The organism is Okeania sp. SIO2C9, assembly GCF_010672455.1.
In the GTDB taxonomy this organism is placed as follows: domain Bacteria; phylum Cyanobacteriota; class Cyanobacteriia; order Cyanobacteriales; family Microcoleaceae; genus Okeania.
In genome coordinates, this window is sequence record NZ_JAAHGO010000224.1 from 1 (window position 1) to 1,415 (window position 1,415).

General features: G+C 38.7%; 1 protein-coding gene. It reads right to left on the minus strand.

Features of this window, described 5'->3' with window-relative positions; all coding sequences use genetic code 11:
- Positions 1-186: 186 nt before the first annotated feature.
- Entirely contained in the window at positions 187-1,113 is a 927-nt protein-coding gene (locus tag F6K23_RS40475; RefSeq protein ID WP_293166852.1) for a spondin domain-containing protein, read from the minus strand.
- Positions 1,114-1,415 lie beyond the last annotated feature (302 nt).

The window sequence follows — 1,415 nt, forward strand, 5'->3', positions numbered from 1 at the left end:
TTTGAGTGATGTTGCCCGCACTCGCACTAATACTTGTCCTTGCCCTGGTTTGGGTTCAGGTGTTTCTACCAGCTTCAGGGCATCAATTCCTGCATTACTTTGGACTTCATAGGCTTTCATGGAAACTCCTAGTGTATAGATATAGCCAATTTATATTTATCACTTAGGAGTTCCCTTGCCATATCACTAAGTACGACTAACTCGACGACGCAACATAAATAACCCACCGAGGGTAAACAATCCTATAGTAGTAACTGGTTCTGGTACAGACTTACTCACTTGTGTAACTCTAATGCGTGCTAATTGGTAGCCTTCAACTGTAAAATCAGCGTTGGTAAAGGCTGGGTTAAAGGAAAAGATTTCATCGCCTGTAAAACCAGGAAACTTCTCAATTACACCATTTTCCTCCTCCCCTTGAGCAAGTATCTCTAATGAGAAGGGTAGACTAGATAGTGACTCGTCATTAATTTCAGTACCAGCATCCCAAACATCACTACCGAGAACAATAAAATCAGCTCCGATAAAGTTGCCTTCAGCGTCAAAGATTTCAATTGGTTCATCGTTAGAAATAAAGCCATCGTTGGTAGGAATAAGCATTGAGACGTAGCTGAAGAAACGATTGTTAGCAATGAGACTATCGTCGAAGTTAATTGTTACTGCTGCAGTATCGCCAGGGAAGAATCCGAGGGCACTAGCGAAGATTTTACCTTGAATTACACTATTGGTAGTCGCTGAACTTTGGGTGAATAAATTGGCAATAGTTGAGCTAAGAGGAATGGGAGTGTTATTGGGATTAAGACCTTCAAAAGGAGTATTGTCAAAACTAAAACCAGGAGTGTTAAACTCAAGACCTGTTATACCATCCTCAGCTATTGCCTCAATTGCTGATGAGGCAGGAGAACCAGGGTTAAAAGTATCAAAGCTTCCATCGTGTAAGCCAAACCAGACTGGAGATAACACTGCTCCGTTTTCCGGTCCGAGGTTCTCCACTGATAAGTTTAAAGTGATTGCTTGTGCTGCTGATTTCATTGTTATCGTCGAGGTGAGTGCCGCGATGGCAGCAATGATAATTGTTGGAGTTTTGAAGAGGGGTCGGTATTGACTGGTCATCATATTCTCTCTAATTATGTAACTCTCAAATCTTAAGATTGACGGTTTAAATCTATTTAAGTTGTGGAAGAGATTTTTACTCAATCCTTAATCAAGTATTCTAGTGACCTTTCTCTTGATGATCACTATTTCTTAGCAACCTTCATTAAAACTACACAACAGCTAGTGTTTTATTTTTATTTAAAAATATAAAAAAAATTGATTGATTTTGATTAAGGTTAGTCAAATTAATGAGTCATTGTCTGTTGAAGTTTATTGATATTTATTTTGACAAATGCCATATATCACTTATCAAATTTGGGAGA

Excerpts from the sequence above, each read along its gene's own strand:
- F6K23_RS40475 (WP_293166852.1), bottom strand. The coding sequence starts at position 1,113 with ATGATGACCAGTCAATACCGACCCCTCTTCAAAACTCCAACAATTATC.